Annotated in this window: 20 protein-coding genes and 1 pseudogene; 11 read left to right on the plus strand and 10 right to left on the minus strand. The window is 74.0% G+C overall.

Annotated elements, in window-relative coordinates:
- Positions 1-58: 58 nt before the first annotated feature.
- Positions 59-439: a cupin domain-containing protein gene (locus tag ACZ7LT_RS00825; RefSeq protein ID WP_471232552.1), complete on the minus strand. Its 381-nt coding sequence runs from the start codon at positions 437-439 to the stop codon at positions 59-61.
- Positions 426-1,241 (minus strand): class I SAM-dependent methyltransferase, encoded by an 816-nt coding sequence (locus tag ACZ7LT_RS00830; protein WP_471232554.1) that lies wholly within the window; start codon positions 1,239-1,241, stop codon positions 426-428. Before ACZ7LT_RS00830 ends, ACZ7LT_RS00825 begins: the two co-directional genes overlap by 14 nt.
- 210 nt (positions 1,242-1,451) lie before the next feature.
- Between ACZ7LT_RS00830 and ACZ7LT_RS00835 the strand changes: the two genes are divergently transcribed.
- From ACZ7LT_RS00835 to ACZ7LT_RS00850, 4 genes are all read left to right on the plus strand, one after another.
- The gene (locus ACZ7LT_RS00835) at positions 1,452-2,396 is read left to right on the plus strand and encodes a hypothetical protein (protein ID WP_471232555.1); all 945 of its coding nucleotides are present in this window, start codon (positions 1,452-1,454) and stop codon (positions 2,394-2,396) included.
- Positions 2,380-3,525, plus strand: a complete 1,146-nt coding sequence (locus tag ACZ7LT_RS00840; RefSeq protein WP_471232557.1) for a hypothetical protein — start codon at positions 2,380-2,382, stop codon at positions 3,523-3,525. The genes ACZ7LT_RS00835 and ACZ7LT_RS00840 overlap by 17 nt, the downstream gene beginning before the upstream one ends.
- A 72-nt stretch (positions 3,526-3,597) precedes the next feature.
- Positions 3,598-4,506, plus strand: a complete 909-nt coding sequence (locus ACZ7LT_RS00845) for a pseudouridine-5'-phosphate glycosidase (RefSeq protein ID WP_471232559.1) — start codon at positions 3,598-3,600, stop codon at positions 4,504-4,506.
- Positions 4,503-5,396 (plus strand): carbohydrate kinase family protein, encoded by an 894-nt coding sequence (locus tag ACZ7LT_RS00850; RefSeq protein ID WP_471232560.1) that lies wholly within the window; start codon positions 4,503-4,505, stop codon positions 5,394-5,396. Before ACZ7LT_RS00845 ends, ACZ7LT_RS00850 begins: the two co-directional genes overlap by 4 nt.
- 523 nt (positions 5,397-5,919) lie before the next feature.
- On the opposite strand, the gene ACZ7LT_RS00855 is transcribed toward ACZ7LT_RS00850, so the two are convergent.
- On the minus strand, positions 5,920-6,555 hold the full coding sequence (locus tag ACZ7LT_RS00855) for a nucleoside/nucleotide kinase family protein (RefSeq protein ID WP_471232561.1): 636 nt from the start codon (positions 6,553-6,555) through the stop codon (positions 5,920-5,922).
- Positions 6,556-6,598: 43 nt separating this feature from the next.
- Between ACZ7LT_RS00855 and ACZ7LT_RS00860 the strand changes: the two genes are divergently transcribed.
- Entirely contained in the window at positions 6,599-7,351 is a 753-nt protein-coding gene (locus ACZ7LT_RS00860; protein WP_471232562.1) for an SDR family NAD(P)-dependent oxidoreductase, read from the plus strand.
- Entirely contained in the window at positions 7,348-7,782 is a 435-nt protein-coding gene (locus tag ACZ7LT_RS00865; protein WP_471232564.1) for a MerR family transcriptional regulator, read from the plus strand. Before ACZ7LT_RS00860 ends, ACZ7LT_RS00865 begins: the two co-directional genes overlap by 4 nt.
- A gap of 37 nt (positions 7,783-7,819) precedes the next feature.
- Here ACZ7LT_RS00865 and ACZ7LT_RS00870 read toward each other — a convergent pair whose 3' ends face one another.
- Entirely contained in the window at positions 7,820-8,464 is a 645-nt protein-coding gene (locus tag ACZ7LT_RS00870) for a winged helix-turn-helix transcriptional regulator (protein WP_471232565.1), read from the minus strand.
- An 84-nt stretch (positions 8,465-8,548) separates the two neighbouring features.
- On the opposite strand from ACZ7LT_RS00870, the gene ACZ7LT_RS00875 reads away from it, so the two are divergent.
- Entirely contained in the window at positions 8,549-9,760 is a 1,212-nt protein-coding gene (locus tag ACZ7LT_RS00875; protein ID WP_471232567.1) for a pyridoxal phosphate-dependent aminotransferase, read from the plus strand.
- 369 nt (positions 9,761-10,129) lie between these two features.
- On the opposite strand, the gene ACZ7LT_RS00880 is transcribed toward ACZ7LT_RS00875, so the two are convergent.
- The gene (locus ACZ7LT_RS00880) at positions 10,130-10,861 is read right to left on the minus strand and encodes a DUF7873 family protein (RefSeq protein ID WP_471232569.1); all 732 of its coding nucleotides are present in this window, start codon (positions 10,859-10,861) and stop codon (positions 10,130-10,132) included.
- Between the two features lie 96 nt (positions 10,862-10,957).
- Between ACZ7LT_RS00880 and ACZ7LT_RS00885 the strand changes: the two genes are divergently transcribed.
- Positions 10,958-11,419: a hypothetical protein gene (locus ACZ7LT_RS00885; RefSeq protein WP_471232571.1), complete on the plus strand. Its 462-nt coding sequence runs from the start codon at positions 10,958-10,960 to the stop codon at positions 11,417-11,419.
- 1 nt (position 11,420) lies between these two features.
- Positions 11,421-12,077, plus strand: coding sequence for a DUF2293 domain-containing protein (locus ACZ7LT_RS00890; protein ID WP_471232573.1), 657 nt, complete (start codon positions 11,421-11,423; stop codon positions 12,075-12,077).
- A 186-nt stretch (positions 12,078-12,263) separates the two neighbouring features.
- On the opposite strand, the gene ACZ7LT_RS00895 is transcribed toward ACZ7LT_RS00890, so the two are convergent.
- Entirely contained in the window at positions 12,264-13,157 is an 894-nt protein-coding gene (locus tag ACZ7LT_RS00895; RefSeq protein ID WP_471232574.1) for a chaplin, read from the minus strand.
- A gap of 188 nt (positions 13,158-13,345) precedes the next feature.
- Here ACZ7LT_RS00895 and ACZ7LT_RS00900 point away from each other — a divergent pair, with 188 nt between their 5' ends.
- Positions 13,346-13,879: an HAD domain-containing protein gene (locus ACZ7LT_RS00900; RefSeq protein WP_471232576.1), complete on the plus strand. Its 534-nt coding sequence runs from the start codon at positions 13,346-13,348 to the stop codon at positions 13,877-13,879.
- A 24-nt stretch (positions 13,880-13,903) separates the two neighbouring features.
- A pseudogene (locus tag ACZ7LT_RS00905) lies at positions 13,904-15,090 on the plus strand (hypothetical protein); the annotation flags it as partial.
- Here the strand turns inward: ACZ7LT_RS00905 and ACZ7LT_RS00910 are convergent.
- Genes ACZ7LT_RS00910 through ACZ7LT_RS00925 form a run of 4 tightly spaced genes read right to left on the minus strand, consistent with a single transcriptional unit; the run spans position 15,024 to position 20,083 of the window.
- Positions 15,024-15,449 carry a hypothetical protein gene (locus tag ACZ7LT_RS00910; RefSeq protein ID WP_471232577.1) on the minus strand — a complete coding sequence of 142 codons (426 nt, stop codon included), beginning with the start codon at positions 15,447-15,449 and terminating at the stop codon, positions 15,024-15,026. The pseudogene ACZ7LT_RS00905 and the gene ACZ7LT_RS00910 sit on opposite strands and share 67 nt — an antisense overlap.
- A gap of 8 nt (positions 15,450-15,457) precedes the next feature.
- Positions 15,458-15,907, minus strand: a complete 450-nt coding sequence (locus ACZ7LT_RS00915) for a hypothetical protein (protein WP_471232579.1) — start codon at positions 15,905-15,907, stop codon at positions 15,458-15,460.
- Between the two features lie 46 nt (positions 15,908-15,953).
- Complete coding sequence (locus ACZ7LT_RS00920) at positions 15,954-17,228, minus strand: SWIM zinc finger family protein (RefSeq protein WP_471232581.1); 1,275 nt, start codon at positions 17,226-17,228, stop codon at positions 15,954-15,956.
- A complete protein-coding gene (locus ACZ7LT_RS00925) occupies positions 17,225-20,083 on the minus strand; it encodes a DEAD/DEAH box helicase (RefSeq protein ID WP_471232582.1) in 2,859 nt (952 codons plus the stop codon). Before ACZ7LT_RS00925 ends, ACZ7LT_RS00920 begins: the two co-directional genes overlap by 4 nt.
- Between the last annotated feature and the right edge of the window lie 17 nt (positions 20,084-20,100).

Consider the following 20,100-nt stretch of genomic DNA (forward strand, 5'->3'; position numbering starts at 1 on the left):
GCCCCGGCCCCGGCCCCGGCCGCCCCTGCCACCCGCCGCCTCTCCGGGGCAGCAGGCCCTACAGGGAGATGTGGTACGCCTTGCGCAGGGTCTCGTGGACCGTCCACGTCGTACGGTCGCCCTCCCGCAGCACGCACGCGTCGCCCGGTCCGATCTCCAGGGTGTCCCCGCCCTCGACGGTGACGGTGGCGCGCCCGCTGACGACGACGAAGAGTTCGTTGGCCTCGGTGTCGGTGACCACGCCGGGCGTGATCTGCCAGATGCCGCGCACCTGCGTGCCGTCGGCGGACTCCCACAGCACCTTGCCGGTCACGACCGGATCGCCGGAGACGATCTGCTCGGGGCCGAGGGGCTCCGGCTCCAGCTCCGCGTCGGGGATGTGGACGGCGAAGGACGGCCGGCCGGAAGGCTGGGCGGAGAGCTGGTCATGTGTCGTCATGGCCGGTGACTGTAGCGGGGCCACCGGGCCGCCTCGCGGTCAGGAGGGGCTGGAAGAAGCCCGACTCCCCCGGCTCCGACCAGCGGACTTCCTCGAAACCGGCGCCGGCGACGAAATCCGAAGTACGGCCGCGGGACAGCGCCCAGTAGGTCGCGCGGTGCACCTTGGTGGCCCAGGTGGCGCCGTTCGGAAGGAGCTGGAAGAGCTCCAGGTCGTAGTGTTCGCCGTCGTCGTGCCAGTGCCAGAGCTGGAAGCTGATGGTGCGGCCGCCGGGCCCCGTGCGGACGCCCGGCGGGGTGGACAGCGGGCGCTCGCGGAGTAGTTCGTCGTACGGGCGGGTGCTCAGCAGCAGCAAACCGCCTGGTCGCAGCACTCGCAGCTGCTCGCCGACCGCCGCACGGACGTCGGCGGCGGTCAGCAGGTGCGGCAGGGAGTTGTCGGCGCAGACGACGACGTCGAAGGAGCGGTCGGGGAAGGGCAGGGCACGCATGTCCGCCGCGCCGAAGCGGGCCTGGAGCCCTCGGGCGGCGGCCTCTTCACGCGCGCGTGCCGCGGCCGCGGGACTGAGGTCGGTGCCGGTGACCCGGTGGCCGTGGCCGGCCAGACCGAGGGCCTGGGTACCGATTCCGCAGGAGCAGTCGAGGATGTCGTACCGGCCCGGACCGAGCGCTTCCGTAACCTTCCGGTCGAGTGCGGCACCCTGTCGGCCGACGCTCGCCCCCCAGTCGGCGTACATGAGGTCGTAGTCGGCGGCGAGTTCGTCGTAGAAATGACGAGTCGAGGGTGCTGCGTGGTTCGTCATGGGGTCACGCTAGTCCGCTCGGCCCCGCGCGGTTGACCGAAAGACGGGCGGGGGCGTCCGCCGGCACAACCGTGTCCGCGCAGGTCGGTGACGGCGCCTTTGGTGCGCCCAATGTTGGTCGCCGGGATCCGCCCGCGACCCCTGACAGGCATGGCGTGCACCCGTCAAACTCGCCCCGAGTCCCCCACCTCACTCGGACAGGAGAGTGCGATGCCACCCCTGCTCACGAAGACGCCCCCCACCCCCCGGCTCCCGAGGACAGCCCTCGGCGCCGCCGCCTCCTTCACCGCCGCGGCCGCGCTGCTCGCCGTGGCGGCCGGCGCCCCCGCCTCCGCCGCGACGCCCGATCCCACGGCCCCAGGAGCCGCGTACAAGGCCGCCCACGACACCCTCGGCGTCCAGCGGCTCACCCCGACGCAGCTCAGTCTCGACGCCGCGAAACAGGCCGAGGCGGCGAGATCGTACGAGCGGACACGCGCCCGGTCGTCGACGCTCGCCGAGTCGTCGACGTTCGGCCGGTCGTCGACGCTCGCCGAGTCGTCGACAGTCGGCCGGTCGTCGACGCTCGCCGGCTACAAGCTCTCCGGCGGGCTGCACCAGTCGCAGCAGACCTCCTACTGGTGCGGCCCGGCGACGCTGGTCATCACCCAGTCCGCGCGGGACGGGGTGGCCGGCCGCTCCCAGCGGGACGCCGCGACCCTCCTCAAGACGACCACCAGCGGCACCGCGTGGTACGGCGTCAACATCAACGTCCCCAACCCCACCGGCTACCCCATGGCGGACGCCCTCAACAACCGGCTGCCGGGGGCGGGGTACCTGCCGCGGGCCCTGCCCTACACCCCGACCGCCACCGACAAGGCCAACTTCAAGCAGCACATCATCTACAACACCGACAACGACTACGCGATAGCGGGCAACGCCTGGGAGGTGCCCGGCGGGCCCCATCTCGTCGGCCACCCCAACATAGAGATCTTCCACTGGGTGTCGATAGACGGCTACAACACCGATACGGCGGCCCGTGAGGTCAACTACCTGGATCCGGTGGGCGGGGTGAGCACGAGCGTCATCTCGTGGGCCGGTTCGGTGCCCAAGTCCGCACGGATCTCGTCGGACACCATCACCACCATCATGGGGGGCCGTGGGTACGTCTGGTAGGCACACGTTCGCGCCGGCGGGTCCCGGACCGGCCCTGGCCGCCCTGCTCCTCGCGGCGGCCCTCGCCCTGGCCGGGTGCTCGTCGGCGCGGCACACGCCCCCGCCCGAACCGCCGCCGACGCCCTCCACGCGCGCGGTGGCGGACGCCTGCGAGGTCCCGCTGCCCGGCGCCTGGCGCGCCGCGCTCGACGCGGGCGAGGTCCGGGCGCCCGGCGGCACGCGCGCGATGCTGGCCGAGGCCGGGCCCGGCTGGACGGCCGTCCAGCTCACCGGCGCCGGGCGGCGCAGCGCCGCGCTCCTCGGGTCCGGCCCGGTCCGGACGCTGCTGCCCTTCGCCGACCCGGTGGAACACCAGCTGCTCGGGGCGGACTTCGACGGCCGTCACGCCGTCTTCGGGGTGCTGGAGGGAAGGACCCTGGACAGCCCCTGGAGTCTGTACGTCTGGGACGCGACGACGGGCAGGACCCGCAGGCTCGCCCGCGCGGACCGGCCGGGTCCGCTGCCGCAGCCGGTGCTGCGCGACTCCACGGTGTTCTGGGCGCAGGGCGTCGGCGGCGGGAAGGCGACCGTCTTCGCCGCCCCGGCGGCGGGCGGCGCGCCACGGGCCGTCCGTACGGGCGTGCTGGAGGCGCCCTTCGTCGCCGGGAAGCTGCTGGTGTGGCGGGAGGCGTCCGGCGGCGGGACCCGGCTGTCGGCCGTCTCCCTCGCCACCCTGGAACCGGCGGCCCTGCCCGCTCCGGTCACGGCGCTGCGCGACGTCCGGTCCGTCGCCTCGGACGGGACGACGTGGGCGTGGGTGGCCGGTGAGGCGGAGCCACGGCTGATGGTGTGGCGCACGGGTCAGGCGGCGCCCTCCGCCGCCGTCTTGGGGGTGCCCGCGGTGGACGGCGTCGATCAGGTGCGGGTCACCGGTCGGCTGATCACCTGGCGGACGCCGGAGACGTCGTACGCGCTCGACCTCGGCTCGGGGGCGTACACGCGGATCACTCCGCGGTACGGCTACGCGCAGGCCCGGGGCGGGGCGCTGGCGGTCGCCTTCAGCGAGGGCGACGCCAAGGCCGCCGGGTCGCGCGCGGTGATCCAGGTGGTGCGGGCGGACCGGCTGCCCGCGCTACCGGGGTGCGGCTGAGGCGGCTGAGGCGGCCCGCAGGATCGGGGCCGGCGAGGTTTGCGGGTGCGTCGGCCGCGCCAGGGATGGGACATGTCTGAGACCACGGTGGTGTTGTCCGAAGAGGTACGCGAGGCGCTGGCCGGCGGTGTTCCGGTCGTGGCCCTGGAGTCGACGATCATCGCGCACGGGCTGCCGCGTCCGCGCAATCTGGCGGTCGCGGAGGAGCTGGAGGGCCTGGTCCGGTCGGGCGGCGCGGTGCCCGCGACGATCGCCGTGCTCGACGGCCGGGCCCGTATCGGCCTGGACAAGGGCCAGTTGGAGCGGATCGCGGGGGATCCCGGGATACGGAAGCTGGGCCACCGCGATCTGGCTCCGGCGCTCGCGGCCGGGGCGAGCGGGGCGACGACGGTGTCGGCGACCGCGTACCTCGCGGACCGCGCGGGTCTGCGGGTCTTCGCCACGGGCGGGCTCGGGGGTGTGCACCGGGAGTGGACGCGGACCCAGGACGAGTCGGCGGACCTGGGGCTGCTGGCGCGGGTCGGGATCACGGTGGTGTGCGCGGGGGTGAAGTCGATCCTCGACGTCCCGGCGACGCTCCAGCGGCTGGAGACGCTGGGGGTGACGGTGGTCGGGTACGGGACCGAGTTCTTCCCGGGCTTCTATCTGTCGTCCTCGGGTGAACGGGTCGACTGGACGGTACGGACGCCCGAGGAGGCCGCGGCGGTGGTGCGGGCGCGGGACGCGCTCGGCGGGCCGTACGCGTCGCTGGTCGTGGCCAACCCGGTCGCCGAGGACGAGCAGTTGGATCCGGCGTTGCACGACCGGGTGCTCGCGGAGGCGCTGGAGGAGTGCCGGGAGCGCGGGACCGTGGGGCAGGCGGTGACGCCGTTCCTGCTGGAGTACATGATGCGGTCGACGGGCGGCGCGTCCCTGGAGGCGAACCTGGCGGCAGTGCGGGGGAACGTACGCCTGGCGGCGGCGATCGCGGCGGCGCTGTGAGCGGTCTGCTGGTGGTGGGGGACGTGGTCACGGACGTGGTGGCCCGGCACCGCGTCCCGCTCTCCCCCGCGACGGACACGGCGGCGCGGATCCGTACGGTCCCGGGCGGGGCGGGCGCCAACGCGGCGTGCTGGGCGGCTCGTTCGGGCTGTGCGGACGTACGGCTCCTCGGCCGGGTCGGTACGGAGTCGCTGGCCTGGCACGAGGCGGCGCTGCGGGCTGCGGGCGTACGGCCGGTGCTCGTCGCCGATCCGGCGGCGCCGACGGCGACGGTGATCGCGCTGGTCGACGCGGACGCCGAGCGGACGTTCCTGACCGACAGCGGGGCGGCGCTGCGGCTGGCGCCGGAGGACTGGTCCCCGGAGCTGCTCGACGGGGTCGCCCATCTCCATCTGTCGGGGTATCTCTTCTTCGCGGACGTCAGCCGCGCGGTGGCGCGGCTCGCGCTGCGGCACGCGCGCGAGGCGGGGGTGGGAGTGAGTGTGGACCCGGCCTCGACGGGGTTCCTGAAGGAGCTGGGCCCCGACCGGTTCCTTGCGGCGGCGGAGGGGGCGGGGGTGCTGTTCCCGAACGCCGACGAGGCCCGGCTGCTGACCGGTCTGGCCACCCCGCATGCCGCGGCCGCCGCGCTGAGCCGCCGCTTCGGGCTGGTGGCGGTGACGCTGGGCGCGGCGGGCGCGCTGGTCGGCGCGGCCGGGAAGGTCGTGGCCCAGGTCCCCGGCACGCCCGCGCGGGCCCGGGACACGACGGGCGCGGGCGACGCGTTCACCGGCGCGTTCCTGGCCGCCCACCTCCTCGGCGCGGACGCCCCGGCAGCGGCGGCCGCCGGCTGCCGCGCGGGCGCCGAGGCCGTCACGCTGGTGGGCGGCCGGCCCCCAACGGGGGCGTAGCCGCGCGCCAGCCTCCGGCTGACGGGCCGACGGCGGGCCGGGGGCGACCCCGGCTCCCGCACCTGGCTGCGGCCGCCCGCAGGCGGGGGCGTAGCCGCGCGCCAGCCTCCGGCTGACGGGCCGACGGCGGGCCGGGGGCGACCCCGGCTCCCGCACCTCACGGCGGCGGGCCGGCCGGGCGCTCCCGCGCCTGGCGGCGGCCGCCCGCCGGCAGGGGCGTAGCCGCACCCAGCCTCCGGCTGACGGACCGACGGCGGACCGGGAGCGGACCGGTGTCTCCCGCACCTCACGGCGGCGGGCCGGCCGTGCGCTCCCGCGCCTGGCGGCGGCGGGCCTCCAGCGGGGGCGTAGCCGCGCCTGGCGCAGGCCGGACCTCGCGCGGACCGGACCTCACGCCGACGGCCGACGGCGGCCCAGCGCCCCACGCCCTACGCCTCACGCCGACGGACTGCTCCCGGTCCGCCGGCGGCGCGCACCGCACCGCCCGAAGGGGCAGGCCGTCGCGAAGCCCGCCCGCCCCGCCTCAGCCCGGCAGGCCCGACCAGGCCGGGTGGGCCGGGTCGTCCGCGCGGATCAGGATGTCGGCGGTGGTGGCGGGGGCGGTCTCCGTCTCGTAGCGGGCGAAGGCGGGGAGCGTCCAGGGGTGTTCGGTGCGGCGGGACAGGGCGGCCGGGGACAGGCTCAGGTGGGCCGTCAGGTCGAAGGGGAACCAGTGGCCGAGCAGGAACGGGCCGTGCAGTACCAGTACTCCCCCGGGCGGGAGTTCGGTGTACGGGCTGCGGGTGGCCCGGTCGGCGGCCGGGTCCCACAGGTCCGGCAGGATCCGGCCGGTGCCGCCCGGCTCCAGCGGGGCGAACACCTCCCGCCAGAGGGCGCCGGTGTCGAACCAGCCGGAGTAGTACGTGTCGGGGTCCTCCTTCCCGTACTCGAACCGCAGCGACGCGGGCCGCAGAAAGCCCTCCGTGGCGACGACGGCCACCGAGCGGCCGCGTACCCGCAGCGCCTCGCCCAGGTGTCCGGCGAGGTCGGCCCCAGGTGCGGCGGGCGGACCGTCGATCCCCACCTTCAGCCAGGGGCCGCCGTCGCCCGGCCGCAGCCCGTCGACGTACGCGGCGAGGGCGTCGGCCATCCGCTCCCAGGTGATCGCTTCGAATCGCATGATTTGACCTTGCCATTGGCGGCAGGGTTCGAGGATTCCGTCCATGAACACGAACCACACCGTTTCGAGCAGGGTTGTCGTCGTCACCGGAGCCGGTACCGGTATCGGCCGGGCCACCGCCCGCCTCTTCGCCGCGCGGGGCGCGACCGTCGTCGCAGTGGGGCGCCGCGCGGAGCCGCTGGCGCGGACCGCGGACGGCGAGGAGCTGATCCGGCCGCTGGTCGCCGATGTCACCGAGGACCCCGAGGGGCTCGTACGCCAGGTCCTCGACGCCCACGGCCGGCTCGACGTCCTCGTCAACAACGCCGGTATCGCCACCGGCGGCCCGCTCGGCACCCTCGACCGGGAGACCGTCCACGCCCTCCTCGCCACGAACGTCGTCGCACCGGTCCTGCTCACCCAGGCCGCGCTGCCCGCCCTTGAGGCCTCCGGCGGGGTGGTCGTCAATGTGAGCACGGCGGTCGGGCAGCGCGGCTGGCCGGGCAACTCCGTGTATCCGGCGACCAAGAGCGCCGTGGAGACGCTCACCCGCAGCTGGGCCCTGGAGCTCGCGCCGCGCGGTGTGCGGGTGGTGGCGGTCGCCCCGGGCGCGGTGGACACCCCGATCGGCGAGCACCGGGGGCTGACGCCCGAGGAGCTCGCGGCCGTACGGGAGTGGCAGCTGGCGCACACCCCGCTGGGGCGGATCGGGCGGCCGGAGGAGGTCGCCTGGGCGATCGGGATGCTCGCCGATCCGCAGGCGTCGTTCGTGACGGGGACGGTCCTGTCCGTGGACGGGGGCGCGCTGGTCGCATGATCTACTGGCCGCCGGAGGTGGCGGCGTTGCTCATCGGTGAACTGGCCCAGGTGACGGGCACGACGGCCCGCGCCCTGCGCCACTACGAGCAGGCGGGGCTGATCACGTCGGCCCGGGCGGACAACGGCTACCGCGTGTACGACGCGGGCGCCGTCGTCCGCGTGCGGAACATCCGGTATCTCCTGGAGGCCGGGCTCACCCTGGAGGACGTGACGGCGTTCCGGGTCTGCCTGGACGGGGACATGACCGTGGCGCCGCCGTCCGCCGTCGGGCTCGGTATCGCGCGCCGGCGCCTGGCGGTGCTGGACGCGCGGATCGCCGCGCAGACGGAGGCCAGGGACCGGCTGGCGGCGGCGCTGCACGCGGCAGGCGATCCCGAGGAGCTCGCGGCGCTCGCGGAGCCTGCGGAGCCGGTGCGATCGGCGTCCTGAGCTGCCAGGAGCTTCAAGGCCTCAAGGCTTCAAGGCTTCAGTCGAGTTGAGCGAGCTCCGCGGCGAGCGGGCCGGTCCCGGACAGCTCGATGCGGCCCGTACGCACGCCCTCCCCCACGGAGACCTCCCCGCGCCCGACGGCCAGGCACGTCGGGGCGTCCATCCGGAGCCGGGCGTCCGGGGCGGGCGCGGGCCCGTCGCCGTACGAGGGGCCGTCCGGCCCGAGCCGTACGTGGAACTCGCCCTCGTCCAGGGCGATCCCGATCTCCCCCTCCCCCGCGACCGCGTCCAGCGCCCGCAGCAGCGGGATGGCGAACCAGTGGGCGCGTACGGCGTCGGTGGGGCGAGGGCTGTCGAGGCCCGTCGCTCCCCAGCCGGAGAGCGCCCGCAGCACCGGCATCAACTGACGCCCCCGGTCGGTGAGTTCGTAGACGTACGCCGGAGAGGGCGGCGGGAGCCTGCGCCGGGTGGCCAGTTCGTCGCGCTCCATGTCCTTGAGCCGGGAGGCAAGCACGTCCGTACTGACGCCGGGCAGGTCCGCGTGCAGGTCGGTGTAGCGGCGCGGGCCCGCGAGGAGTTCGCGGACGATCAGCAGGGTCCAGCGGTCGCCCACGGCGTCGAGGGCGCGGGCGGCGGCGCAGTACTGGTCGTAGCTTCGGCGGCGTGACGGCTGACGTGGCATGCGTGGAGTCTAGACAAGTTGTTGGACTTTCCAAGCGTGAGCTTGGTAAAACCAAGCAACACATCATCTGGGAGGTCGTCGCGCATGGAGTTCCGGCAGTCGAGCAAGCTCAGCGAGGTCTGCTACGAGATCCGCGGCCCGGTGATCGAGCACGCCAACGCGCTGGAGGAGGCGGGTCACAGCGTGCTGCGCCTCAACACCGGCAATCCCGCGCTCTTCGGCTTCGAGGCGCCCGAGGAGATCGTCCAGGACATGATCCGGATGCTTCCGCAGGCCCACGGCTACACCGACTCGCGCGGCATCCTCTCCGCCCGGCGCGCCGTCGCCCAGCGCTACCAGGCCCTCGGTGTCCCGGATGTCGACGTCGACGACGTCTTCCTCGGCAACGGCGTCTCCGAGCTGGTCTCCATGGCCGTACAGGCGCTCCTGGAGGACGGGGACGAAGTCCTCATCCCCGCGCCCGACTTCCCGCTGTGGACCGCCGTCACCACGCTCGCCGGCGGCAAGGCCGTGCACTATCTGTGCGACGAGTCCGCCGAGTGGTACCCGGACCTCGACGACATGGCCGCGAAGATCACCGACCGCACCAAGGCGGTCGTCATCATCAACCCCAACAACCCCACGGGCGCGGTCTATCCGCGCGAGATCGTCGAAGGCATCCTCGACCTCGCCCGCCGCCACCAGCTGATGGTCTTCGCCGACGAGATCTACGACCAGATCGTCTACGACGACGCCGTCCACCACTCGGCCGCCGCCCTCGCCCCGGATCTGGTCGTCCTCACCTTCTCCGGCCTGTCGAAGACGTACCGCGTCGCCGGCTTCCGCTCCGGCTGGCTCGTCGTCACGGGCCCCAAGCAGCACGCCCGTAACTACCTGGAGGGGCTCACGATGCTCGCCTCCATGCGGCTGTGCCCCAACGCGCCCGCGCAGTACGCCATTCAGGCCGCGCTCGGCGGCCGCCAGTCCATCGGCGAGCTGACCGCGCCCGGCGGCAGGCTCTACGAGCAGCGCGACCGCGCGTGGGAGAAGCTCAACGAGATCCCCGGCGTCTCGTGTGTGAAGCCCAAGGGCGCGCTGTACGCCTTCCCGCGCCTCGACCCCAAGGTGCACAAGATCCACGACGACGAGAAGTTCGTCCTGGACCTGCTCCTGCGCGAGAAGATCCAGGTCGTCCAGGGCACCGGCTTCAACTGGCCGCGTCCCGACCACTTCCGCATCCTGACGCTTCCGTACGCCGACGATCTCGACGCGGCGATCAGCCGCATCGGCCGCTTCCTGAGCGGATACCGGCAGTAGCGGGAGCGGAAAAACAGGAGCGGAGACGGGAGCGGGCCCGGGGGCGTAGCCAACCCCCGAGCCCTTTGGATGCCGCTCACATTCACACGCCGGCGCGGTGAAGAGTCCGGGTCAGCATGATGACGTCGCGTCCTACCTTTAGACCACCGCAGATCGAGCTCCGCGGGCCGGAGTTGAACCGGCAACTCGACGTTTCGGGCCCGGGCCCGGTCGTCCGGCGATGAGCGGCGAATGCTGAGTCTGGAGCAATAGTCTGAGTTTGAACGCGACCCCTGTCAGAAGGGCCGCGTATTCACGACAAGCTTCAGCTTCAGCTTTGCGCTCCTCGCGCACCCCGGCCGCACTCCGGCGGCCGGGGAGATGATGGGGCTACCCGAAGAGGTAGCCGAACACGGCGTCACCCACCCGCTGGTCGGTGACCTCCACGCCGTTCGCCTCCTCGCGGGCGAACTTCACGGCCTGCTGGAGCTTCTCGACCCGGTCGAGGAGCTCGTTGACCCGCCGGGCGGGCAGCGCGCCGGAGAACTTCACCGTCGTCCAGTAGCCGACCGGCACGTCCTCGTAATACACCTCGACCTGCGCCGGGTGCTTGTCGGTCGCCTCCGCCTTCACGTGGTTGCGGGGCACCTTCTTCGTCCGCAGGGTCCGTACGGGCTCGGTCTTCCACGCGTCCGTCGACGGGTCCTGCGTCCACGACTCGGCGGCGTCCAGCACCGGCAGCTTGCGGATGAAGGCGTTGATGTCCGCCAACTGCTTCTCCAGGAAGAGGAGATACGCGACGGGCACCTGGCCGACCAGGACACGGCCGTCGACCGTGACGTCCGCGCGGGCGTCGCAGTTCGCCCAGTCCTTGGTGGCGGTCACATCGAACAGCCGGGTCAGGGTCTTCGCCGTGTCCCGCAGCACGTCCTCGGCCTTGACCTGGACGAGCGTCGACTCGGGCGGCAGCTGCTCGCCCTCCTCGTCCTTCGGCTGGTACGTACGGGAGAGGCCGGCCAGCAACGCGGGCTTCTGCAACCCATGATGAGCCGTCGTCAGGTCCTGATGCGCCTTGGACTTGACGCCCTTCTCGACCGCGATGATCTGATTGAGCTTCGCCATGACCGAGAATCTAGCCAGTACGAACTGTCAGATCGAATGATTTTCTCCGGGGTGAGTTCCCGGTCCACTTCCTGAGTGTCGCGAGGAGCGAGAACGATGGACACGGCCCTGATCGCGGTGCTGGGCACCCTCCTCGGCGCGGTCATCACCCACTTCTTCCAGGCCCGGTCCACCGAGCGCGTGGCCGCCCTCGCCCGGGACGAGCAACTGCGCCAGGAACGCATCTCCACCTACAGCGCCTTCGCCGGCGCCGTCATCGAATACCGCCGCAGCCAGAACGACCGCTGGTTCCGGGCGATGGACGCGGGACGCCACACTCCCGAGGCCGAGGAGTCCCGCTTCGAGTCGTACCGGCTGCGGACTGCGGCGCGGCAGGCGCTGTTCCGGGTGCAGCTGGTGAGCGACGACACCCGCGCCCGGGAACTGGCGGACGCCGCCTTCGAGGTGACCAACTGCATGCACGAGGCGAGGGACGGGGAGGACCGGGCGCGCCGCTCCGCGCAGGCGCGGCAGGCGCTGGAGGAGTTCCTCGAGGCCGCGGCGCCGAGCGTGCGCTGAGATGGCCGCCGAACCGCCGCTGGTCGTCCAGCCGCTCAAGGGCCGTTGGTGCAGCGAGTGCCGTACGGGCCCGCTGTCGATGATCGTGATGGAGTTCCACCGCACGTACTGCCTGGACTGCGCCGACCTCGGTCATCTGGTCTATCTGCCGCGCGGTGACGCCGCACTCACCCGCCGGGCCCGCGAGGCCAGTGGGCTGTGGGCGGTGGTGGTGCGGCACAACAAGCGGCGTACACGCTACGAGCGGCAGGGCCTGCTGGTCGAGGAGGCCGCGCTGGTCGTGGCGGAGGCCGCCTGTCTGGCCGACGCGGACGCGCGGGCGCGGCGGCGGGAGCGGGACGCGGCCCGGCGGGCGGCGCAGGACGCACGGTTCACGGCGGCGTTCCGGGCCGAGATCCTGCGGCTCTTTCCGGGCTGTCCGCCCGTGCGGGCGGACGAGATCGCGGCGCACGCGTCGGCGCGGGGCAGCGGCCGGGTGGGGCGCTCGGCCGCGGGCCGGGCGCTGGACGCGGGGGCGGTCGGGGCCGCGGTGCGGGCGGCCGTACGGCATGTGGACACCGAGTACGACGCCCTGCTGATGCAAGGGGTCCCCCGCCACCAGGCCCGGACGAGGGTTGCACCCGCGATCGAGGTGGTGCTCCGGGCCTGGCGGCACTGAGACGGGAGGGTGGTGGCGCGAGGCGCGTGCCATGAGGGCCTCGTCAGGCGGCTCTCGGGGCAGGCGCCCGCGCTTCAGGACGGTGGCCGTCGTCGGGACGGGCCGTCCGGTGTGGCTACGCGGCTGCGAGCCCTGCCGGCGCGGCCGTCGTACCGCAGGCGTGACGGCGCGTCGGGGTGGCTCGCGTCAGGAGGCGTCGCCCGACGCGCGGAAGCGGCGGTAGAGCAGCGCGCCGCCGAGGAGCAGCGCCGCGCTGGCCGGTACGGCGATTCCGGCGACGTCCGCACCGGTGTCGGCGAGGGCGACCGGGCTGGTCTGCGGCTTGGTCTCGGTGGGCCGCTCCTTCTGCGGGCCCGGCGCGGGCTTGGCCGGCGTGACGGGCTTGCCCGGCTGGACCGGGGTCACGTGCGGCGGCGCCACGGAGTCGTTGGTGGAGCTGTTGCCGAAGACGGGGTTACCGATGCCGACGACGTTGACGGAGTTGCCGCTGATGTTGACCGGCAGGTCGATCGGGAGCTGGATGCCGTTGCCGGACACCAGGCCGGGAGAGTCCGCCGTGACCGCGTCGGCGCCGGCCCCGCCGTGGTTGTGGCTGCCCGAACCGGTGTGGGAGCCGCCGCCGGGGCCGCCGTGGTTCCCGTGACCGCCGTGGTCACCGTGACCGCCGTTCCCGTGACCGCCGTTCCCGTGACCGCCGTTCCCGTGACCGCCGTGGTCACCGTGACCGCCGTTCCCGTGACCGCCGTGGTTCCCGCTGCCGCCGTGGTGGCCGCCGCCGTGGCCGTTGTGGCCGTCGGCGCCGCGCGGCGTACCGGGCAGGTCCTTGTGGGAGCCGCCGCCCTTGTTGGCGCAGCGGTTGCCGAAGGCCGGATTCAGCAGGCCGCCGACATTGACCGTGTTACCGCAGACATTGACCGGGACGTGCACGGGCAACTGCACGCCGTTGCCGGAGCCCACGCCCGGCGAGTTCTCCGCGACGCCCGCCGCGTGGGAATCGGCGTGCACATATCCCGCGGACAGAGCGAGTGCGCCGCCCGTGACCAACACTGTGGCCAGACCACTTCGGCGAATGTGCCTCATGGCTTCCTGCCTTCCGGATTTCTTCCACGGGCACCCGCCCGCACCGGAAATAACGCCGCTGGGCGACGCTGGTTATGACCGCTCAGCCTTTCACCCGTTCGGGCGCGTATGTCCTCGAACGTACCGGATCACCCACCAACTTCCGGCCAGCCGGAGCGATCAACGGTTTGGCTGGGTATCGCCTCTCCATGACTGACCGTCCGCTCCTCCTCCTCGACGTCGACGGCCCCCTCAATCCGTACGCCGCGCGGCTGCCCCGGCTGCGCGGATACACCACCCACCGCCTCCGGCCCTCCGACTGGCTCGCCCGCCAGACCCCGGGCTCTCGCCGCCACCGGCGGGGCCTGAGGGTCGTACTGCACCCCGGCCACGGCGCCCGGCTGAGGGCGCTCCCCTTCGAACTGGCCTGGGCGACCACATGGATGCACGAGGCGAACGCGTTGATCTCGCCGGCGATCGGCCTCCCGGCCGATCTGCCCGTCATCGAATGGCCCGATCTCTTCGCCGAGGACCCCGACGGCCTCTACTGGAAGACCCGCCCGCTGCTGCGGTGGGCGGAGGGCAGGCCGTTCGCCTGGGTCGACGACATGATCACGGACCTGGACACGGACCATGTGGCGGCCCATCACGACGCGCCTGCGCTGCTGCTGCGGATCCACCCCCGGCAAGGGCTGAGGGAGGCGGACTTCCGGCTGCTGAGGAGGTGGGCCGCGCGATTGTAGGGTGGCGCGGCCAGGGGGTGACCGATGGGGACGGCCGGGGCGCGCGGCGCGACGGGGCAGGAGTGGCTGCGGGTGCCGGTGGGTCCGGACGCAGCGCGCTGGACGACCCGGCAGGGGCTGCGCACGGTCCTGTTCGTCGTGCACAACGTCACCTCGGCAACCCGGCTGCTGGACGTACTGCCGCTCTTCGACGACGAGCCGGGGGTGCAGTGCCTGGCGACCTGCACGGGCTCGTCCCCGTTCCTGGCCGGGGTGCCGGAGGTCCTGGCGGCGGCCGAGCTGCCCGTGGTGCCGTGGGAACAGGCCCGGGCGATGCCGGTGGACCTGGCGATCTCCGCCAGTTACGGCGGTGAACTACGCGCATTCCAGGGGAAGTTGGCCGTACTGTCGCACGGCGCTGGGTACAATAAGAGGCTCGCGACGTCGGGAGCCGGGAGCCGGGCACCTTCCAGCCCAGGTTCCGGTGCGGCGCCCGTGTTCGGGCTGGCGCCCGAGTGGCTGCTCCATGAGGGCCGGCCGCTGGCCTCCGCGACCGTCCTCTCCCACCCCGAGCAGCTCGAACGCCTCCGGCAGTCCTGCCCCGAGGCCGCCGCGACCGCCGTACTCGCCGGGGCCCCCTGCTTCGACCGGATGCTCGCCCTGCGGCCCCGCCGCCGCGAGCTGCGCCGCGCCTTCGGTGTCGCCGACGGGCAGCGGCTGCTCGTCGTCAACTCCACCTGGGGCCCCCGCTCACTGCTCGGCTCCGACGTACTCCCCTGGCTGATCGGCGAGTTGACCTCGACACTGCCCGTGGACGAGTACCGCCTGTGCGCGGTGCTCCACCCCAACATCTGGTACGGCCACGGCCCGCGGCAGGTCCGCGGCTGGCTCAGGCGCGCCGAGCGCGCCGGGCTCACCCTCGTCGACCCGCTGGGGCCCTGGCGGCAGGCGCTCGCCGCCGCCGACTGTGTCATCGGCGACCACGGATCCGTGACGTTCTACGCCGCCGCACTGGGCGTACCCGTCCTGCTCGGGGCGTTTCCGCAGCAGGATCTCGATCCGGCCTCCCCGGTCGCCGCGCTGGGACGGGCGGCCGCCACCTGCGGCCGTACGCACCGCTGCGGGGGCAACTGGACGCGGTCATCGAAGAGTTCGCGCCGGGGCGTTACGCGTGGGCGGCCGCCCAGACCACCTCCGCGCCGGGCCGGTCGGCCGCGCTGCTGCGCAGGCTCTTGAGCGCGGTGGCGGCCGAGTCGCCGCGCAGATCGGCGTGGAGCTGGCCGTCGTCGTAGCGGTCCTGGAGGGTGGCGGCCCAGTGCAGCGCGGTCGCCGATTTGCCGATGCCGCCCGGCCCTGACAGGACGACGACGTGTGGCCCGCGGGCGGCCGTGTCACTCTCCGGGGCCAGCAGGGTGGTGAGGCGGGCCAGTTCGGCGTCGCGGTTGGTGAAGTGGCGGGTGGGGGGCGGGAGTAACCGTGGGGCGGGCACCCCGGGGACGAGGGCGGGCGTGGCGGTCTGGAAGGTGACGCTGCCGATGTGCTGGGCCTGCACCGACGGACCGTGGACCGTGCCGCTGAGGTCGTTGCGCACCGGGCGCCTCAGCTGCCGCCGTGCGCACCGAGGTTGAGGCTGCCGATCGATCCGGTCTGGATCACCGTGCCGTGCTGGACGCCGCCGCTGATGGTGTTGTGGACCTCCGGGCCGGTCTGGCGGCCGGGGTCGGGCGGGGTCAGCTCGTCGAGGAGGGCGCGCAGTTCGGCCGCGGCCTGCGGGTCGGCCTGGAGGGTGCGGCGCATCCGGGCGCGCCATTCGGCGCGGGCCTCGGTCTGGGCGTCGGAGACGGCCTGGGCGTCGCCGGACTCGTCGGCGGTGAGCAGCTCGGCCCGTACGGCATCCAGCTCCTCGCCGACCGCGTCGGGGTCGGTGCCCGCGCGGCGGGCGAAGAATGCCGTGACGCGGCCCTTCACCTGCTCCCAGCCGTCACCGACCATCTGCTGCACGAGCGCTGTCGCACCCGCTGTCGCCAGCGCCACCAACTCGGCTTCCACCAAGGCCCCCTCAACATCGGTCGACGGTACAGCTCCAGCCTATCGGTCAGCGGGAGAGCAGTGCGGTGAGTGCACCGACCGGGTCGGCGTCCGGGGTGCCGCGGGGCCACCAGTCCTCGCGGTCGAGGTCGGACTCGTAGCCGTACCAGAGTCCGTCGCGGCCGTAGCGCAGCTGGAGCGATCTCGTGGACAGGTGGTTGTGCCAGGGGCGGAAGGCGGGGTAGTCGGCGGCGAGGAGCGCGGGGCGGGCGCGGTCGAAGGGGCCCGCGGGCGGGTCCCAGATCTCCTCCAGGACCGTGAGCCCGGCGAGGCCGCCCTGTCGCCAGGCGGCGACGGCGCGGGCCAGGTCGGTGGGGGTGCGGTCCATGGCGGCGGCGAGGTCGCGGTAGAGGGCGCGGGTGGAGGCGGTGAGGCCGGAGCCGGGGTGGGCGGCGGCCAGCCGGACGGCGTCCTGCCAGGGGGTGAGGGTGGCGACGAGGTCCTGGCCGGTGGCCAGGAACGTGTGGGCGCGGGCGGCCGCTTCGGTGGCGAGGAGCTCCAGGGAGAGCGGGTCGGGGGCGTCGGGGGCCGGCGGGTAGGAGGGCGGGCGGCCCGGCTGGGCGGGGACGGGCAGCGGCGGCGGCAGCGGGGCGGGGGCGCGGGCGGTGAGCGCGGCGCGGGCCGGGACGGTGGGCATGGTGGGCGCCGCGGCGCCGGCCTCCGCGGCGGACCGGGCGGTGTTGCGTCGGGTGAGGTCGGCGAGGATCTCCTGCTCGCCGCGGCCGCGCATCAGGAAGAGGACGAAGGGGTCCTTGTCGAGCAGCCTGGCCGCTTGGTAGCAGAGGGCGGCGGCGTGCTTGCAGGGGTAACCGTCGTCGGGGCAGGAGCAGTCGGGGACGAGGTCGCCGCCGGCCGGCAGCAGATCGGCGACGGCGGCCAGGGCGTGCGGGACGTCCTTGTCGAGGAGGGCGGCGATGTGGTCGGGGCGGGCGGCGGCGGTGTCGAGGAAGCGTTCCCACTGGTCGTCGCCGAGGGTGCGCAGGCGGATCTCGGTGCGGTACGGGCGGGGGCGGGTGCCGTGGACGTAGGCGACGACCCGGCCGGGGGTGACGGTGATCGCGTCGACGTGGCCGCGGGCGGCGTAGGCGCGGCCCCGGGCGAGGCGGGCCGGGTCGAGGGCGGTGTCCTCCAGGGCTTCGACCCAGGCGTTGCCCCACCAGGTGGCGGCGAAGCGCCCGTCGATGGCTTGGTGCGGGCCGAGCGGGGGGAAGGTGCGGCGGCGGTCGTCGTGGAGGTGGGCGGGCCTGGCGCCCGCTCCGCGGGGCCGGGGCGAGCGGTTCATGACGGCCTCCTCAGGGACACCAGGTCGGCCAGTTCACGGTCGGTGAGTTCGGTGAGGGCCGCCTCGCCGGAGCCGAGGACGGCGTCGGCAAGGGCTTGTTTGGCCTGGAGCATCTCGGCGATGCGGTCCTCGACGGTGCCTTCGGCGATGAGGCGGTGGACCTGGACGGGCTGGGTCTGGCCGATGCGGTAGGCCCGGTCGGTGGCCTGTTCCTCCACGGCCGGGTTCCACCAGCGGTCGTAGTGGACGACATGGCCGGCCCGGGTGAGGTTGAGGCCGGTGCCGGCGGCCTTCAGGGAGAGGATGAAGACGGGGACCTCGCCGGACTGGAACCGGTCCACCAGTCGCTCCCGTTCGGCCACGGGCGTGGCGCCGTGCAGGAGCTGGGCGGGGATGGCGCGGGCGGCGAGATGGTCGGCGAGGAGCCGGGCCATGGTGACGTACTGCGTGAAGACGAGGACGGAACCGTCCTCGGCGAGGATCGTGTCGAGGAGTTCGTCGAGGAGGGCGAGCTTCCCGGAGCGGCCGGCCAGGCGGGCCGGTGACTCCTTCAGATACTGGGCGGGATGGTTGCAGATCTGTTTGAGGGAGGTCAGCAGCTTCATGACCAGGCCGCGGCGGGCGATGCCCTCGGCGCCTTCGATCTGGGCCATCGTCTCGCGGACCACGGCCTCGTAGAGGGAGGCCTGTTCGCGGGTGAGGGGGACGGGCTGGTCGGACTCGGTCTTGGGCGGGAGCTCGGGGACGATGCCGGGGTCCGACTTGCGGCGGCGCAGCAGGAAGGGACGCACGAGCCGGGCGAGGCGTTCGAGGGCTTCCTCGTCCTCGCCGTTCTCCGCGGCGCGGGCGTGGCGGGCGCGGAAGGCCTTGAGCGGGCCGAGGAGTCCGGGGGTGGTCCAGTCGAGCAGGGCCCACAGCTCCGACAGGTTGTTCTCGACGGGTGTGCCGGTGAGCGCCACCCGCGCGGGGGCGGGGATGGTGCGCAGCGCCTTGGCGGTGGCGGAGAACGGGTTCTTGACGTGCTGTGCCTCGTCGGCGACGACCATGCCCCAGTCCTGGGCGGCCAGTTGCTCGGCGCTGGTGCGCATCGTGCCGTAGGTGGTGAGGACGAATCCGCCGTCCACGCCGTCGAGGGCGCGGTCGGTGCCGTGGAAGCGGCGCACGGGAACGCCAGGGGCGAAGCGGGTGATCTCCCGCTGCCAGTTGCCGAGGAGGGAGGCGGGGCAGACGACGAGGGTGGGGGCGCTGCGGGCGCGGCGCAGATGGAGGGCGATGAGGGTGACGGTCTTGCCGAGGCCCATGTCGTCGGCGAGGCAGCCGCCGAGCCCGAGCGAGGTCATGAGGTCCAGCCAGGCGAGGCCGCGCAGCTGGTAGTCGCGGAGGGTGGCCTGCAGGCCGGGCGGCGCGGGGACGGTGCCAGGGCCCTTCGTGAGCCGGTCGCGCAGGGTGGCGAGGGCGCCGACGGGGACGGCGGGGACGGTTTCGCCGTCGATGTCGGCGGTGCCACTGAGGGCGACGGCGAGGGCGTCCACCGGTTCGAGGAGGCCCAGTTCGCGTTTGCGGGCCTTGCGTACGAGATCGGGGTCGACGACGACCCACTGGTCGCGCAGGCGTACGACGGGCCGGTGCGCCTCGGCGAGGGCGTCCATCTCGCGTTCGGTGAGCGGGTCTCCGTCGAGGGCGAGCTGCCAGTTGAAGCGGAGGAGTTCCTGGCTGTCGAAGAAGGCGGTGCCGTCGGTGGCGGAGCCGGGCGCGGGCCGTACGACGGCGGTGGCACCGAGCGAGCGGACCAGGTCCCGGGGCCAGTGGACGGTGACCCCGGCCGCGGCGAGCCGGCTGCCCGCCGGGCCGAGGAGTTCGTAGAGCTCGTCCTCGGTGAGCGGCAGGACGTCGGGGACGTCGCGCTCCAGGAGGCCGCCGAGGGGCGGCCAGACCCGGGCGGCGCGGCGCAGGGCGAGCACGGCGTCGATCCGGGCGCGGGGGCCGAAGTGTTCGTCGCCCTGCCCGGCCCAGAGCGCGGCGGCGTCGATGACGAGGGTCGGGTCGGCCAGGCTGTGCACCTGGAGGAGCGCGGCGGCGGCCTGCCGGTCCTGGCCGCCTTCGTGGCTGGAGTCGAACAGCTCGTACCCCGACAGGTCGAGGCGGAGCGAGACGCGCACCCCGGCGTCCATCCCGGCGGCGGCCTCGGCGGCCCAGGCCCGCGCGCGCGGCAGATGCTGGGGGGCGCGGGCGGCGAACGGTTTCCCGACGGCGTCGGCGGCGGCGGGCGTCCGCGGCAGGGTGTCGGCGACGGCGTCGAGGAAGGCCCGCAGGAGCGCCTCCGGCTCGGGCAGCTGAAGCGGGGTGAGGCCGGGCAGGGGCGTGGCGTGCGCCTCGTACGGCATGGCGGCGGCGACGGCCCGCAGATGGGCGATGTCGTCGGCGTCCAAGGGCCCGGCCCGCCAGGCGTCGAGGTCGTCGGCGGTCAGGCCCGGCAGGAGCCTGCCCCGGGCGGCGAGCTGCAAGGCGTGCAGGGCGGCGGCGCCCCAGCAGGCCGCGGCGGGGTGGGCGTCGGCCTGCTGCCTGGCCGCCACCAGCGTCCCGAGCGCGTCGCCGACGGACATCACCAGCGCGGGCACCTTCCGGCTCCGGGCCCCGGCGCCGTGCCGCCGTACGACGGTGAGGTCGGTGGCGGCGGGCAGGGCCCCTGGGGACCCGTCGGGGCCGGTCGTCGCGGCGGCCGCGCCGCCGGGCGGATCCGGGGGCGGGGCGGGCAGTGGCGTTCCGTCCGGGGACCAGAAGGCGATACGGCCCTCGCGCGGGAGCGCGGCGGGGAGGAAGACGGCGGCGTAGGTGTGCAGCCGGGTGTCGGTCATCGTCTCGCCTCCCTCCA

The sequence above is a fragment of the Streptomyces sp. NPDC039465 genome (assembly GCF_055639315.1).

What these genes read in the sequence shown, in the direction of transcription:
- ACZ7LT_RS00920 (WP_471232581.1), bottom strand. Translation starts at nt 17,228, where the DNA reads ATGAACCGCTCGCCCCGGCCCCGCGGAGCGGGCGCCAGGCCCGCCCAC.
- ACZ7LT_RS00875 (WP_471232567.1), top strand. Translation starts at nt 8,549, where the DNA reads ATGGAGTTCCGGCAGTCGAGCAAGCTCAGCGAGGTCTGCTACGAGATC.
- ACZ7LT_RS00855 (WP_471232561.1), bottom strand. Translation starts at nt 6,555, where the DNA reads ATGCGATTCGAAGCGATCACCTGGGAGCGGATGGCCGACGCCCTCGCC.
- ACZ7LT_RS00895 (WP_471232574.1), bottom strand. Translation starts at nt 13,157, where the DNA reads ATGAGGCACATTCGCCGAAGTGGTCTGGCCACAGTGTTGGTCACGGGC.
- ACZ7LT_RS00900 (WP_471232576.1), top strand. Translation starts at nt 13,346, where the DNA reads ATGACTGACCGTCCGCTCCTCCTCCTCGACGTCGACGGCCCCCTCAAT.
- ACZ7LT_RS00845 (WP_471232559.1), top strand. Translation starts at nt 3,598, where the DNA reads ATGTCTGAGACCACGGTGGTGTTGTCCGAAGAGGTACGCGAGGCGCTG.
- ACZ7LT_RS00825 (WP_471232552.1), bottom strand. Translation starts at nt 439, where the DNA reads ATGACGACACATGACCAGCTCTCCGCCCAGCCTTCCGGCCGGCCGTCC.
- ACZ7LT_RS00830 (WP_471232554.1), bottom strand. Translation starts at nt 1,241, where the DNA reads ATGACGAACCACGCAGCACCCTCGACTCGTCATTTCTACGACGAACTC.
- ACZ7LT_RS00865 (WP_471232564.1), top strand. Translation starts at nt 7,348, where the DNA reads ATGATCTACTGGCCGCCGGAGGTGGCGGCGTTGCTCATCGGTGAACTG.
- ACZ7LT_RS00925 (WP_471232582.1), bottom strand. Translation starts at nt 20,083, where the DNA reads ATGACCGACACCCGGCTGCACACCTACGCCGCCGTCTTCCTCCCCGCC.
- ACZ7LT_RS00885 (WP_471232571.1), top strand. Translation starts at nt 10,958, where the DNA reads ATGGACACGGCCCTGATCGCGGTGCTGGGCACCCTCCTCGGCGCGGTC.
- ACZ7LT_RS00870 (WP_471232565.1), bottom strand. Translation starts at nt 8,464, where the DNA reads ATGCCACGTCAGCCGTCACGCCGCCGAAGCTACGACCAGTACTGCGCC.
- ACZ7LT_RS00890 (WP_471232573.1), top strand. Translation starts at nt 11,421, where the DNA reads ATGGCCGCCGAACCGCCGCTGGTCGTCCAGCCGCTCAAGGGCCGTTGG.
- ACZ7LT_RS00880 (WP_471232569.1), bottom strand. Translation starts at nt 10,861, where the DNA reads ATGGCGAAGCTCAATCAGATCATCGCGGTCGAGAAGGGCGTCAAGTCC.
- ACZ7LT_RS00835 (WP_471232555.1), top strand. Translation starts at nt 1,452, where the DNA reads ATGCCACCCCTGCTCACGAAGACGCCCCCCACCCCCCGGCTCCCGAGG.
- ACZ7LT_RS00860 (WP_471232562.1), top strand. Translation starts at nt 6,599, where the DNA reads ATGAACACGAACCACACCGTTTCGAGCAGGGTTGTCGTCGTCACCGGA.